The 14,227-nt window shown below is 69.4% G+C and carries 10 protein-coding genes; 3 read left to right on the top strand and 7 right to left on the bottom strand.

The genetic code is table 11. The annotated features are described in order from the left end of the window. Nucleotides 1-45: 45 nt before the first annotated feature. The 4 genes from IE325_RS43385 to IE325_RS43370 form a co-directional block, all read right to left on the bottom strand. Entirely contained in the window at nt 46-924 is an 879-nt protein-coding gene (locus IE325_RS43385) for an alpha/beta fold hydrolase (protein ID WP_190075725.1), read from the bottom strand. Nucleotides 925-1,029: 105 nt separating this feature from the next. Then, on the bottom strand, nt 1,030-2,502 hold the full coding sequence (locus IE325_RS43380; protein WP_190075724.1) for an ATP-binding protein: 1,473 nt from the start codon (nt 2,500-2,502) through the stop codon (nt 1,030-1,032). Then, a complete protein-coding gene (locus IE325_RS43375; RefSeq protein WP_190075723.1) occupies nt 2,499-4,139 on the bottom strand; it encodes an NAD(P)/FAD-dependent oxidoreductase in 1,641 nt (546 codons plus the stop codon). Before IE325_RS43375 ends, IE325_RS43380 begins: the two co-directional genes overlap by 4 nt. A 113-nt stretch (nt 4,140-4,252) precedes the next feature. After that, nucleotides 4,253-5,068, bottom strand: a complete 816-nt coding sequence (locus IE325_RS43370; protein ID WP_190075722.1) for an oxidoreductase — start codon at nt 5,066-5,068, stop codon at nt 4,253-4,255. Nucleotides 5,069-5,207: 139 nt separating this feature from the next. On the opposite strand from IE325_RS43370, the gene IE325_RS43365 reads away from it, so the two are divergent. Then, on the top strand, nt 5,208-5,831 hold the full coding sequence (locus IE325_RS43365; RefSeq protein WP_190075721.1) for a TetR/AcrR family transcriptional regulator: 624 nt from the start codon (nt 5,208-5,210) through the stop codon (nt 5,829-5,831). A gap of 177 nt (nt 5,832-6,008) precedes the next feature. Continuing rightward, a complete protein-coding gene (locus IE325_RS43360; protein ID WP_229912478.1) occupies nt 6,009-6,383 on the top strand; it encodes an Lrp/AsnC family transcriptional regulator in 375 nt (124 codons plus the stop codon). A 357-nt stretch (nt 6,384-6,740) separates the two neighbouring features. On the opposite strand, the gene IE325_RS43355 is transcribed toward IE325_RS43360, so the two are convergent. The 3 genes from IE325_RS43355 to IE325_RS43345 form a co-directional block, all read right to left on the bottom strand. Then, nucleotides 6,741-7,631 (bottom strand): serine peptidase, encoded by an 891-nt coding sequence (locus tag IE325_RS43355; protein ID WP_190075720.1) that lies wholly within the window; start codon nt 7,629-7,631, stop codon nt 6,741-6,743. Beyond that, nucleotides 7,628-12,010, bottom strand: a complete 4,383-nt coding sequence (locus IE325_RS43350; RefSeq protein WP_190075719.1) for a WD40 repeat domain-containing protein — start codon at nt 12,008-12,010, stop codon at nt 7,628-7,630. Before IE325_RS43350 ends, IE325_RS43355 begins: the two co-directional genes overlap by 4 nt. Nucleotides 12,011-12,297: 287 nt before the next feature. Further along, nucleotides 12,298-13,191, bottom strand: a complete 894-nt coding sequence (locus IE325_RS43345) for a WD40 repeat domain-containing protein (RefSeq protein WP_190075718.1) — start codon at nt 13,189-13,191, stop codon at nt 12,298-12,300. Between the two features lie 98 nt (nt 13,192-13,289). On the opposite strand from IE325_RS43345, the gene IE325_RS46910 reads away from it, so the two are divergent. Continuing rightward, the gene (locus tag IE325_RS46910) at nt 13,290-13,748 is read left to right on the top strand and encodes an LAETG motif-containing sortase-dependent surface protein (protein WP_308437716.1); all 459 of its coding nucleotides are present in this window, start codon (nt 13,290-13,292) and stop codon (nt 13,746-13,748) included. Nucleotides 13,749-14,227 lie beyond the last annotated feature (479 nt).

The raw sequence follows: 14,227 nt of genomic DNA, 5'->3' as shown, positions 1-14,227 counted from the left end.
TCCTGACGGGGATGGGCGGCGGGTGCCGATAGTTGCCGGGTCAGGTCAGGCCGCGTCGAGCAGGATCCGCGCCATCTCGTCGGGGCGCTCCAAGGCGGAGAAGTGGCCGGTGCGGGGCACGGTGATGCGGTGGACGTCCGCCAGCGCGTTGGCCACGCGGTCTCGTTCGGCGGGCCGGGACCAGTCGTTTTCGCTGTAGACGAGGGTGACGGGTGCCCACACGCGCGGGTAGCGCTCGCGGGCCCGGTCGAATCCGTTGAGGCTGCGGAAGATCCCTCGGGCCACCTTGTCGTAGCCCTTGCGGCGGCCGCTCCTGAGTAGCTCGGTGATGAAGTCCTCGGGCAGCCGGGTCTTGTCGACGTAGCCGCCCTGCAGGATGGCCCGAAAGATGGGCCGCGGCTCTTGGGTGGCGAAGAAGGGGCCCAGCACGGGCATCCGCACGCTGGAGATGATGACGCGGGCGATCCAGTTTCCGCGTTCGCCTCCCTGGGGGTAGTCGTAGCTGTTGAACGCCACGACCCGGCTGACCCGGTCCTTCAGGTCGATGGATGCCGACAGGGACAGGGCGCCCCCGAGCGATTCGCCGGACAGGGTGACGTTGTGAAGGTCCAGTCCGCGGACGAATTCGACGACTGCGGCCCGCAGTTGCGGCTCCTCGTACTGTGCGCCGGGGACGATGTCGGACCATCCCATCCCGGGCAGATCCAGCGCGTAGACCGTGTAGTGGTCCCACAACAGCGGGATCACCCGCTGGAAGTAGTCGAGCTCGCCGCGCACGGTGTGCATCAGCACGAGGGCGGGGCCGGTGCCCACCGTGTAGTAGCGCAGCCGCGAGCCATCGGCCCGGGTGAAGAACCGCACCTCGCCGCGGCCGTTGCTCCAGGTTCTCGCGTACGTCGCGTCGGGAGACTCGTTGCGTTCCATAGTTCCGTCCTTTCCGGTGAGAAGAATGCCAAATACCAAGCATTCGCCCTATTTGACTGGTTCGTGAAGTTGATTAGGTGCAAAGAGGTGCGGTCGCCCCCTTGGTCACGAGGACTCCTGGGCCGGGGCGGGGACGGTGTCGGGGTCGGTGGTGGTGAGGGGGAGCAGCACCTGGAAGCGGGTGTTGCCGGGTACGGACTCGACTTTCAGGTCACCGTGGTGCTTGTTGACGACGATCCGCCAGGAGATGTCGAGCCCCAGCCCGGTGCCCTCGCCCACCGGTTTGGTGGTGAAGAACGGGTCGAAGATCCGGTCGCGGATCTCGGCCGGCACTCCCGGGCCCGTGTCGCGGAACTCCACCAGCAGCCGGTCGTGCACCAGAGCGGTGCGTACGGTCAACGTCCCTTCGCCGCCCGCGCTCTTGATGGCGGAGACGGCGTTGTCGATCAGGTTGGTCCACACCTGGTTCAGTTCTGCCGGGTAGGCCGGAATCCTCGGCACCGAACGGTCGTACTCCTTCACGACCTTGACCTGGGGACCGATCTTGCCCGACAGCATCAGCAGCGTGCTGTCGAGGAGTTCGTGGACATCGGCGACCTGATAGGGGGCGCGGTCCAGCTGCGAGTACTGCTTGGCGGCGTCGACGAGGTGCGAGATACGGGTGGTGGAGTCCTCGATCTCGGACATCAACAGCTCGGTCTCGACCGTGTAGTTGAGGCACTCGATGGCACTCTGCAGGATTTCCTGCTCGTCGACGGCCGTCGCGATCTGCTCCAGCCAGTCGACGTCGAGACCGCCCTGTACGAAGGTCGGCGCGATCTTCCAGCCGTTCTGGACACCGTGGTCGTCGAGCCAGTCGGCGAGTTCGTCCTCCCGGTCGGACGCTTCGAGCGGGCTCAGTGGCGGCGCCTTGGAGACCCGCTCGGCCGTACGCTCCTGGAGGTCGAGCAGGGCCTTCAGGGCATCGCCGTGGTAGGGGCCCGAGGCGATGGCGCTGAGCTTGTGGCGCATTTGCGCGGCCCGGTCCCTGAGCGACGAGGTGGCCCGTACGGTGGCCGCGGCCGGGTTGTTGAGCTCATGGGTGAGACCCGCGGACAACGAGCCCAGCGCCAGCAGCCGTTCGCGCTGCCCGACGGCCCGCTGAAAGGTCTGCGAACCGAGGAAGAGCCCCTCCAGGAGATGGACCGCCATCGGAAACCACTCGTGCATGAAGTTCGCGAACGATTCGGCGGGCAGGACGAAGAACCGCGTCGGCTCCGACACCCGCAGCGAGTTCATGTACCGCTGCGGTTTCCCGTCCCCGACGTACGCCCGCACGGCTCCCGCGTACACCCCTGGCTGGGACGTGCGGCTCACCTCGACATCGTCGCCGCCCACCCGGCGCGACATGACGACCGTGCCCTCGATCATCACGTAGAAGCAGGCCGCCGGGTCACCTTCGGTGAACACCGGCCCGGGGTCGAACAGTTCGACCCGTCCCTCGCTGCACAGCCTGTCGATCTGCTCGGAGCTCAGCCTCTCGAACAGGAACAGCGAGCTGATCTCCGCCGCGCTGCACGGCATCAGCCGCCCGCTCACGACTGCTCCAGATACCGGTGTACGAGCATCACGGCCATGGCTCCCTCTCCGACGGCGGACGCGACCCGCTTGGCGGACTCCGCGCGCGCGTCCCCGGCGACGAACACGCCGGGGATGTTGGTCTCCAGGTGGTACGGCGGCCGGTCCAGCTCCCAGTCCGCCGGTGGCCGCCCGTCGGCGGTCAGATCGGGCCCGGCGAGGATGAACCCGCGCTCGTCCCGCAGCACCGTGCCCTCCAGCCAGCCGGTCAGCGGGGCCGCGCCGATGAACACGAACATCCACTGCGCGTCGACCAGTTCGGTCCGACTGCTCGTCGTGTCGCGCAACGTCAGCTGTTCCAGGTGGCCGTCGCCGTGCGCGGCCTCGACGACCGTGTGGGCCCGTACCGAGATGTTCGGCGACTCGGCGATCTGCTGGATCAGGTAGTGCGACATCGACGCGGCCAGGTCGGGACCGCGTACCAGCAGGGTGACCGACTTGGCGCCCCTGGACAGGTACATCGCCGCCTGCCCGGCCGAGTTGGCGCCGCCGACGATGTACACGTCGTGGCCCTGGCAGGCGGCAGCCTGGGTGAGCGCGGACCCGTAGAACACCCCGCGGCCCGACAGCTCGGTGGCACCCGGCGCCTCCAGCTGCCGGTACGACACACCGGTCGCCAGGATCACGCTGTGCGCCGCGATCGTCGACCCGTCCGCGAACCGTACGAGCCGCGCCGCCCCGCTGCTCTCCAGTCCGGTCACCTCCCACGCGGTGAGGATCTCGGCGCCGAACTTCGTGGCCTGGCGTCGCGCCCGGTCGGTGAGCTGGCCGCCGGACACCCCGTCCGGGAAGCCCAGATAGTTCTCGATCCGCGAACTCTGCCCGGCCTGCCCGCCGGTCGCCGACCGCTCCACGAGCACCGTACGCAGGCCCTCCGAGGCCCCGTACACGGCCGCGCCCAGCCCGGCCGGCCCGCCGCCGATGACGACCAGGTCGTAGAAGTCGGCCGTGGGCATCGTCGCCAGCCCCACGTGCGCGGCCAGCTCCGGCACCTCCGGCTCGACGAGCGCCGTACCGTCCGCCGTGATCACCACCGGCAGCCGCTGCCCGTCCTGCCCCGCGGCCGTGAGCAGCCGCTGCCCCTCGGGCTCCTCGGTGGAGTACCAGCGGTACGGCACCTGGTTGCGGGCCAGGAACTCCCGTACGTCCGACGAGCGCGCCGACCACCGGTGTCCGACGACCTTAGTGCTCGGCACCGGCCGGAAGTCACTGCACCGCCACGCCTCCAGCAGGTCGTCCAGCATCGGGTAGAGCTTCTCCTCCGGCGGGTCCCACGGCTTGAGGAGGTAGTGGTCGAGGTCGACGACGTTGATCGCGTCGATCGCCGCATTCGAGTCCGCGTACGCGGTCAGCAGCACGCGCCGGGCGCCCGGGTACACGTCCAGGGCCTGTTCGAGGAACTCGATGCCGTTCATCTGGGGCATGCGGTAGTCGGCCAGGATCACCGCCACGAGGTCGCCGCGCAGCTTCAGCTCCCGCAGCGCCTCCAGCGCGGACTCGCCGGACTCCGCGCGCACGATCCGGTACGAGGCGCCGTAGCGCCGCCGCAGATCGCGGGCGACGGCCCGGGAGACCCCCGGGTCGTCGTCCACGGTCATGATGACGGTCCGCGCAGCGTCCAAGAGCGGTCGGACGAGTGATGGTGATGCCGGTTTCGGTGTCTCTGGTTCGGACATGTGCGTCTCCTTGGGCGCCGCCCCGTACTGCGGGGTCAGCCCGCCAGTCGGTTGAGCTTGCGGATCTGTCCGTCGAAGGCGCTCGAGGGCACGATCCGGCGCAGGAGGCTGACGCGTTTGGCCATCGGGCCGGCGGTGTACCGGAGCTTGGGCTTCGAATCGGTGGCGGCTGCGACGATCACCTTCGCTACGACGTCCGGGCCGTCGGCGTTGCGCACGGCCGTGGCCAGCACGTCCCGGGAGACCTGCCGCTGCGCGGCGTAGACCGGCAGGGGCGAGTCGGGTGCCATGCTGCTCGCCTCGAAACTCGTGCTCGTGTAGGCCGGTTCGACCAGCAGCATCCGGACGCCGTACTCACGAAGCTCGTGGTCGACGGACTCGGCGTAGCCCTCGACCGCATGCTTGGTGGCGGCGTAGACGGCCATGAAGGGCGCCGGGATCAGGCCGAGTACCGAGGAGACGTTGACCACGCGGCCACTGCCCTGGGCGCGCATGTGGGGCAGGACTGCGTTGGTCATCCGCATCAGGCCGAAGACGTTGATGTCGAAGACCTCCTTGGCCTGGCTGATCGTGCTCTCCTCGCCGGCGCCGACCGCGCCCACGCCTGCGTTGTTGACCAGGACGTCGATCCGGCCGAACCGATCGATCACCTCCCCGACCAGCGAGCGGACCGACTTGTCGTCGGCCACGTCGAGATCGAGGAACGTCACCCCGGCGAGCGGCTCGGCGTTCGCCGCGTTGCGGCTCGTGCCGACCACCGCGAAGCCGGCGCCCACGAGGGCAAGCGCCGCCGCCCGCCCGATCCCGGAGGAGGCGCCCGTCACGAGGGCCACTCGGTGAGCTGTCTGCATGGTGGTTCCTTGGGTTGTGGGCATGGCTTCGTCGGGCGCTGTCCGGTGAGTTCAGGACGGTTGTTTACTGAACAGTCCGGAACCTATGCAGTTCTGTACTGACTTGTCAAGAAGCGTAGGTCGGCTTTACCGTCTTTGTATGGCCAGACCACGAAGCTTCGACCGCGACCACGTCCTGCATGCCGCTGAGCGGCAGTTCCGCGCCTCGGGCTACAACGGCACGAGCGTCGACGACATCAGCGCCGCCACCGGCCTGGGCCGCGGCAGCCTCTACGGAGCGTTCGACGGCAAGCACGGCGTGCTGCTGGAGGCGATGGCCGGGTACTTCGGCCGGCTGGCGCAGGGTCCGCGGAAGATGCTCGACGGACCGGACGAGGGCGCCCTGGAACGACTGCACGCATACTTGCTCCGCGCCGTCCACGGGGTGCCACTCGCCCCCGACGTAGCCCCCGCCTCCGACCGGGCGGGGGCGGCCTGCTTCGCCGCCAAGATGGCCCTGGAGGTCGGCGCCTCCGACCCCGAGGTGAAACGCCTGGCCAACGACTGCTTCTCCGTCGTCCGGGCGGCGGTGGCCGAGTGCGTGCGAGCGGCGCAGCGCAACGGCGACCTCGACCCCGACGCGGATCCCGACGACCTCGCGTACCTACTGCTGACCGTCATCCGCGGCAGCGATGTCGTGGGCGCGTACGGCCACAGCCCCGACCGCCTGACCTCGATTGCCGAGAGCGCGTTCGCCTTGCTGCCTCGCCCGCGCCACACCTGAGAAGGGCACGACCGGCCTCGTTGCACAGGCAGCTGATATGGTCGGCCCACTTCCGCGCTGCGGAGACACAGCCCGTAGGTTTACGCGCCGCCGTGACCTCGTGTGTTGGCGCGTGCTGTGGTGTTCCGGGGTATGCGGGGTGGGCACTGCTCGGCGCTTCGGACGTGAGGCCGTTCCATGGATGCTGCTGCCCAAACGGCCTCGGCACCGTCGTGCACGTCTCCCGACGTCGACACTGCGCTGATCGCAAGGCTGACCGAGGACGGCCGGGCCACCTACACGGACCTGGCCCGCCGCGCCGGCATCACCGCCCTCACCGCCCGGCGACGGCTCGAACTCCTCGTGCAGAGCCAGGTGCTGCGTCAGGCCACCAATCTTGCACTGCTCGGCGCACAGACCGAGGCATTGCTGTGGATCTCGGTAAGGCCAGGTGCGCTGCAGGAGACCGCGCGGACCCTGAGCGCCCACCCGCACGTCCGATTCTGCGCTGCCGCCACCGGGCCTGCCAATCTGGTCGTCGCCGTCGCCGCCGCGAACCTCGACGCTGTGTAAACCTTCCTCACCGACGCCGTCGACCCCCTGGAGGCGATCACCGCCATCGACACGGCTCCGCTGCTGGCGACCGTTAAACGCACGGGCCTGATCCGACACTGACGAAGGCGGCGACGGCCCCGCATACGGCGTAGGTACGAACTCACCGTCCCGTCGGCCACGTCCGGTTACGGATCCACGACAGAGACCTCGCAGCGGCCGTTGGCACTGGACAACGGACAACAACAAACCCTGTCCATAACTTCATTTATGGACAGGGTTTGGCTGTGTCCGTTGTCCGCCGGAGCAAACGGCACACTCCCGGCCCTGGTACTGCTCAGTTCCAGCGGAGACACCACCGGTAAGGGCGCCCGAGGGTCAGATGCCGAGGTAGGGGGCGATGGTGGCGGCGGTGGTCGCGGACTGCAGGTAGTTGGTGGCGTGGTGGAAGTGGAAGAGGGGGCTGATGACGCTGGTGTGGTCCAGGGCGATCCCCTCGAAGTGTCGGCCGAGTTGGCGTGGGACGGCTACGGGGTCGCCGGGGTCGGCGATGTTGACCCAGCGCGTTTGCCCGGGCAGACGCACCCCCTGCGGTGTGCCACGGGCTGCACGTGGCGCGGGGGTGAGGCGTTCGAAGACCGCGCGGGGCAAGGCCAGGGGCGAGCCCAGGGTGAGGAACAGCTCCGGCTGAAGGCCCGGGTTGGCGTGCAGGGCTTCGTAGGCGACGACCGAGCCCAGGGAATGGGCGATGACAACCTGCGGTCGGTGCCTGTCGATCCGCGCGGCCACCTCCTCACGAGCGGCTGCCCGTTCCGGGGCGTCTTCGGTCCGCAAGTATGCGGCGACCTCTGGAAACAGCATCCGCAGGAAGACCCGCAGCGGGCCGTCCGCCAGGTCGAACCTGCACGCCACCCAGGACGACAGTGCCCGCAGTGGCACCGTGGCGTGGCCCTGCGAGACTTCGTCGGGGACGCCCAGCTCCTGTGCCCAGGCGGCGAGCATCTCCTGGGCGAGCGGGTCGTCCAAGAAGTCTCCGTCCTGCTCTCCTTGCGCCGGATGGGCAGTGACGAGCTTGTCGGCGTAGTAGGCGAAGTCGAGATCGATCCGGTCCGCGGCCACGCCGAGGCCGTTGCCCAGTTGTCGGGCCCAGGCGGCGGCTTTCAGTGCCCGGAGCTCTTCCAGACGGGTGCCGGTGATGCCGGCGCCAAAGCTGTTGCCGACACCGTGTACGGCGACGACTCGCAGCAGTGGAGTGCCAGGGTTGGTCAAAGGAGCCTGCCTTTTAGAGGTGCCAGGTCGAGGACGGCCACGTCGTGGCTGAAGCTGACAACGACGGTGGCGTGCGCAGTGACGGCGAGGGCAGTCACGGGTGCGGGGCACTGAAGCGTGGTGAGGCAGGTCCCGGTCGTCAGGTCCCACACCCGCACCACCGGGTCGTCACCGCCGGTCAGGGCATGCGGGCGGCCATCCAACTCCACCACCGCCAACGCCCACACCGGTCCGGTGTGGCCGGTGAGCGTGCGGGTCTGAGTGCCGGTGGTCAGGTCCCACACCCGCACCGACCCTTTGTGGTCATCGCTGGTGACGGCGTGCGGGCGGCCGTCCAGCTCCGCCACCGCCACCGCAGCGCCCCGCCTGCTGTGGCCGGTGAGCGTGCGGGTCTGAGTGCCGGTAGTCAAGTCCCACACCCGCACCGACCCTTTGTAGTCATCGCTGGTGACGGCGTGCGGCCGGCCGTCCAGCTCCACCACCGCCCCCGCAACCACCCGCCCGATGTGACCGGTGCGAATACGCGTCCGGGCGCCGGTGGTCAGGTCCCACACCCACACCGCCCCGTCATCGTCAGCGTTGGTGAGGACGTGCGGGCGGCCATCCAGCGCCATCGCCACTATCGCAACCGCCCGCTCGGTGTGGCCGGTGAGAGTGCGGGTCTGGACGCCGGTGGTCAAGTCCCACACCCGCACCGACCTGTCGAAGGGTGCGCTGGTGACGGCATGCGGGCGGCCGTCCAACTCCACCACCGCCACCGCATTCACCCTCCCGGTGTGGCCGGTGAGAGTGCGGGTCTGAGTGCCGGTGGTCAAGTCCCACACCCGCACCACCCGGTCGTCGTAACTGCTGGTGACGGCATGCGGGCGGCCGTCCAACTCCACCACCGCCACCGCATCCACCGGCCCGGCGGGGCCGTTGAGAGTGCGGGTCTGGGGGGCGGTGGTCAAGTCCCACACCCGCACCAACCCGTCGTAACTACTGGTGACGGCGTGCGGGCGGCCGTCCAGCTCCACCACCGCTACCGCCCGCACCCTACTCGTGTGGCCGCTGAGAGTGCGGGTCTGAGTGCCGGCGGTCAAGTCCCACACCCGCACCAACCCGTTGCCACCGACGATCACGGCGTGCGGGCGGCCGTCCAGCTCCACCACCGCCACCCCATCCACAAATCCGTAGTGGCCGGTGAGAATGCAGGTGCTGGTGGTCAGGTCCCACACCCGCACCACCCGGTCCTGGTTACCGGCCATGAGGGCGTGCGGGCGGCCATCCAACTCCACCACCGCTACCGTCCACACCGGTCCGGTGTGGCCAGTGAGAGTGCGGGTCTGGGCGCCGGTAGTCAAGTCCCACACCCGCACCGACCCGTCGTCGTCACCGCCGGTGAGGGCGTGCGAGCGGCCGTCCAACTCCACCACCGCCACCGCCCGCACCGGTCCGGTGTGGCCGATGAGAGTGCGGGTCTGGGCGCCGGTAGTCAAGTCCCACACCCGCACCACTCGGTCGTCGTCACCGCCGGTGAGGGCGTGCGAGCGGCCGTCCAACTCCACCACCGCCACCGCCCGCACCGGTCCGGTGTGGCCGATGAGAGTGCGGGTCTGGGCGCCGGTGGTCAAGTCCCACACCCGCACCGACCCGTCGTCGTCACCGCCGGTGAGGGCGTGCGGGCGGCCGTCCAACTCCACCACCGCCACCGGAACCACGTGAACGGAGTGCCCGATGTGGGCGGTGAGAGTGCGGGTCTGGGCGCCGGTGGTCAGGTCCCACACCCGCACCGACCCGTCGTAGTTACCGCTGGTGACGGCGTGTGGGCGGCCGTGCAGCTCCACTACCGCCACCGCCACCACCGGCCCGGTGTGGCCGGTGAGGGTGCGGACCAGAGCGGTGGAGACCTGACTTCCGGTTGCCCAGCGCACCTGCCAGTCGGTGTCACCGGGCAGTTCCGCCTGCAGCCGTGTGTTTTGGAAGCGTGCCGCGTCCAGGGCGAGGATCTGGCGGCGTGCCGTGGGAGGCAGCGCGTGGTGTTCAGGCCAGGACGCTCGGTAGACCGCAGCGGTGAGCCTGGCCTGCTCGGAGTGGGCGTAGCGGAGGGCGTCCGCGAGGGTGTGGGGGTCGGCGTGCTGGAGGTAGCCGCCGTCGGTGAGGAGTTCATCCAGGCGTCCGACGCTGATGGCGTGCTGGGCTGTGTGCCGCAGCAGGTAGGGGGTTGCCAGGTGCCACTGAGCGCGGCCCGAGGCGTCCCGGGGCACGGAGTCCAAAAGTCGCTCGTACAGCCGCTCGGCTGGCTTGAGCGGGGATGCCGTTGCTGTGGGGGTGTCTTGATCGGGCGGCTGACTGCTTGGGTCGCGCAGCCAGTCGGCGAGACCTTCGTGGAAGAGCCGGTAGAGGGTGGTGCCGTCGTGGTCGACGTCGCGGCGCAGGTAAAAGCGAGCTTCGCCGTCCAGGAGCGCGTACAGGTCGGGCATGGACAGTGGCGTGCTGCCGTCGGAGGGGGTGGTGAAGGCGGTGGTGGCGTGGGCCAAGATGCTTTCCGGCATGCCGCGACCCTGGGCGAAGGCGAGGGCGGTTAGCACGGGCTGCAGGAGCGGCTGGGTGCTCTGGTGGCGGTGCAGGTCGAGTTCGAGGAGGGCCGGCAGGTTGCGGGGTACAGCGCGGCCCAGGACGGCGGCCTCCTGGGTAGTGCCGGGAAGCGGGCTAGTGAGGAGGTAGTGGACGTAGAGTCCAGCCGTCAGGAACTCGCCCCACTGCAAGGCACTAGTGTCGTGGGCTGGCCTGCTGCTATGGCTCGGCCTGGTGAGCGTGTCGGCGATTGCCTCGGCCAAAGTGTTCCGGACCGGCCGAAGCGCCCCCGCGGCGTAGGGGCCATCAGCCGCGAGCAGCCGTTTGACGTACAAGGCCACGTCCCGGCAGACGGTCTCTGGGCAGATGGCGCTCAGGTCTGTGCACCCCCCGGCGTCCTGGGCCAGGGCCCGCAAGCCGTGAAACCGCTCGTCATCACGGACGCCGACCAGCAGCCGCAGCCGACTGCGCGGCCCTTGCACCCTCTGGGCGAGCGGGACCAGCAAGGCGGTGGTGATCTCCTGGGGCCGCAGCGCCTCGTCGAGGGCGTCCACGACGACGGTGACCGGCCGCCCATGCCCGGGCAGCAGCCGCAACAAGTACTCCGCCGGATTCCCCGCAGCCTGCTCACTCGCTTCGCCCTCATCAGTACCGCCATCCCGGCCGTCGATGAAGCGCAGCTGGCGAGCGAGGGATACGACGATGTCGTCCAGGGCCAGGCGGCGCGCGTGGACCACCGCGAGCCGGTCGTTTTCCCCCGGGGCCCGCTCGCCCAGGCTCGCCCACAGGGTCCTCGTGTGCCGGCGCAGGGCCGGATGCGAAGCGCAGACCAGGACGCCCAGCAGCGCCGATTTACCCGCGCCTGCCTTGCCCGTCACCAGCCGCAGCCCCGGTGCGGCCGTCTCGTCGTCGAGCCAGCCGGCGAGGGTCTCCAGTTGTTCGTCCCGGCCGCTGAAGTAGCCCTCAGTCCGGTCGCGGTGCACCGGCTCGGCGCCGCCAGCGCGCCGCATGAAGTGCAGCGGGTCTGCGGCCCAGTCCGCCAGCCGGGCGATCTCCGGCGGCAGGCCCGAGACCTCAGCGGAAGAGCCACGACCCGGGGCAAAGGAGGGGTTGGGGAAGAACGGCAGATGGGACAGGTCGGCATGCCCCGGTACGAGACTGGTCAGGATCGCCTGCGGAAGGCCGCCGGCCTGTTCCGCAAGCTCGTTGACGGTACGTTCGACGTCTCTCCAGACCGTGTGCGGCGGGATGTACCGCACGGACCGATCGAAGCGCACCTTGAGGTCCTGGTACTTCTCCAGGACCTGTACCAGGGCCCGGCTCAGGCGGTAGCCGAACGCCTTCTGTCCGGGCCCCGTCGCGGCCAGCACCCACGCCCGGCGCCGGTCCACGTCCATGCGCGAATGCCAGGCGGTCACCGCAGCCTCACCGGCGTAGCAGACATCGAGGACGAACAGCGTCATCGGCCGATGACGCCTCGGATGGTCCTCGATGAGGTCGATCCATGCGCTGACCGGCCGGGCCAGACGCTGTCCATCACTGTTGAGGACATACAGTTTCTCGCTGCTGCCCTCAGCCAACTCGCCGTGCCCGACGATGTGCACGATCAGAACATCGACGTCCTCGGCCACGACCGCAGCCTCGACCAGTCCCTCGACCCCGACCGCGTCGGCCGACACCGCGTTTGGAAACAGCTGGTACTGAAACCCCGTCAAGACCTCCGCGACCAGCCCGGCATGAACGGGGGCCTCCTCCAGCACATCCAGCTCCGGCCGCGGGGAGTCACCGTCCCCATTACGCGTCAGCGCGATCCCTAACGACACAACCGCATGCCGCCGCGCCCCGCCCGCATCACTCACCGGCTGTCCACCCGCCGCCAACTCCCGCATGGTCTCTGCCCCGTCCAGCACTCACCTTGATCAGTGGTCCGTGACTGACGCTAAACACATCAAGCCGTCCCGGTGGTCACATCATCAAGAACAAGAGGAAGACGATCACCGCGCTACGTCAACCCCCAAGGACTTCGCAGGCGAGCGCCGGTGATTCGACGCGAAGCTGTTGCCGCCGCCGTGTACGGCGACGATTCGCAGCGGTGGAGTACCAGGGTTGGTCAACGGAGCCTGCCTTTGAGGGGTGCGAGGTCGAGGACGGCGACCTCGCGGCCGAAGCTGACAACGACGGTGGCTGCCGCGGTGACGGCGAGAGCAGTCACGGATGCGGGGCAGTGAAACGTGGTCAGGCAGGTGCCGGTGGTCAGGTCCCATACCCGCACCCCGTCGTCACCGCCGGTGATGGCGTGGGGACGGGCGTCCAGCTCCGCCATCGCCACCGCTTCCACCTCCCCGGTGTGGCCGGTCAGTTCGTGGGTCTGGGTACCGGTGGTCAGATCCCACACCCACACCCCGTCGTCACCGCCGGTGATGGCGTGGGGGCGGCCGTCCATCTCCGTCACTGCCACCGCCCTCACCTCCCCGGTGTGGCCGGTGAGAGCGCGGACCAGTGCCGTGGAGACCTGGCTGCCTGTTGCCCATCGCACCTGCCAGTCGGTGTCGCCGGGCAGTTCCGCCTGCAGCCGTGTGTTGCGGAAGCGTGCGGCGTCCAGGGCCAGGAGCTGGCGGCGTGCTGCGGGAGGAAGAGGGTGGTGAATGGACCAGGAGGCTCGGTAGACCGCGGCGTTGAGCCTGGCCTGCTCGGAGTGGGCGTACCGGAGAGCGTCCGCGAGAGTGTGGAGGTCGGCGTGCTGAAGGTAGCCGCCATCTTGGAGGAGTTCGTCCAGGCGCCCGGCGCTGACCGCGTGCTGAGCGGCGTGCCGCAGGATACGGTACTCGACCACGAGCTGGTGTCCGGGCCAGTAGGCATCGACCGGCAGCTTGGCCCGCTGCCCGCTCGCCCCGGTGTCGCCCAGCAGCCAGTCGAACTTGTGCTGAGCCAGGGCCGTTTCGCCGAGCACCTGGTCGCACAGATCAACTACGTACGCCTCGTCGCTTGCGTCTCTCTTTCCCATGGCCGGGCATGATGCCATCTGTCACTGACAGCGCGGGGTAAACCACCTTCTCCCGGCAACAGTTGACGGTTCAGAGGGATCGCCGGCCGCAGCGCCGGGTGCCAACAGCGCTCCTCCCCCAAGTGCGCTCCGACGTCGCCGAGACCGACGCGAGCAGCAGCACCCCATCGATCGCCGGCATCGCCGCCGCGCTGGTCATCGCCGGCGGCGGCACCCTCAGCGCGCTGCGGCGCCGAGCAGCACACCGCTCCCACGCCCGAAGAACGTCTTGGCCTGTACCTCATCGCGGCCGGGCTAGTGCTGGCTGTGGCGGCGCGCCTGCTCTCCGTCCGGCGCGGCTGAGCAACGCCAGGACCAGCTGCTGCACGCGGTCCACAGAATTGCCGCGCCGTCCTGACTGCGGGAGATCAAGGCCGTGCAGCTGCTGCGGCGGATCTTCGTGCAGACCTACTACGTCCACACAGATGCCCGGGGCGGGAAGTCCTCCCTGGCGCTGTGAGGATGCTGCACACCATCGCCAACTGACAGTGCCCTCGCCGCGTCGGAGCCGCCCATGACCGCCATCGTCTGGATCACCGAAGGCACCTCGCCCGCCTGCGGGGACGCCGCACGCGCCCGCCACAGAAGAGGACGAGGACATCGTGCTGCTGTACACGCACGACGACACCCTCACTGAGACGGCGCACGGCGCCTTCGCCGGCCTGCTCGGCCGCGGACACCCCGAACGCGACCCCGGCCACCACATCGCGGAACTCTCCCGATCCGCCGCCAGCGAACTCCTCAACGCCGCCGCCCGGAGGCTCACACACGGCCGACCCGAACACGCCCATCCAGGCCGCTGCCGGGGCCGACCTCTTGATCTGCGCCCGCGACGGCGACACCAGCCGCCTCGGATCGCACGGCCTCGGCCATGCCACCCGCTTCGTCGTCGACCACGCGTGCTGACGGGGGTGTGTTGTCCGGTGGTCCGGGGGACCATGGAACTCCAAGCGCCTGCAGACGCAGACAGGCCGCGCTCCAGGCCGGCGGATGGCCC

The sequence above is a fragment of the Streptomyces lanatus genome (genome assembly GCF_014655715.1).
In the GTDB taxonomy this organism is placed as follows: Bacteria; Actinomycetota; Actinomycetes; order Streptomycetales; family Streptomycetaceae; genus Streptomyces; species Streptomyces lanatus.
This window is presented reverse-complemented; position numbering and strand designations above follow the sequence as displayed.